Source organism: Caldisalinibacter kiritimatiensis (assembly GCF_000387765.1).
In the GTDB taxonomy this organism is placed as follows: Bacteria; Bacillota; Clostridia; order Tissierellales; family Caldisalinibacteraceae; genus Caldisalinibacter; species Caldisalinibacter kiritimatiensis.
In genome coordinates, this window is record NZ_ARZA01000095.1 from 1 (window position 1) to 210 (window position 210).

1 tRNA gene is annotated in these 210 nt (G+C 59.5%); it reads right to left on the reverse strand.

Features of this window, described 5'->3' with window-relative positions:
- Window positions 1-68: 68 nt before the first annotated feature.
- Window positions 69-145 (reverse strand) — tRNA-Met (locus L21TH_RS04815).
- Window positions 146-210: the final 65 nt, after the last annotated feature.

Below are 210 nucleotides of genomic sequence, written 5' to 3' on the forward strand. Positions count from 1 at the left end.
GATTCGAACCCGGGTTACCGCCGTGAAAGGGCGGTGTCTTAACCACTTGACCATAGGGCCACGTTCATTGGTGGCGGCGAACGGATTCGAACCGCTGACACTGCGGGTATGAACCGCATGCTCTAGCCAACTGAGCTACGCCGCCATATTTGGTAGCGGGGGCCGGATTCGAACCGACGACCTCCGGGTTATGAGCCCGACGAGCTACCA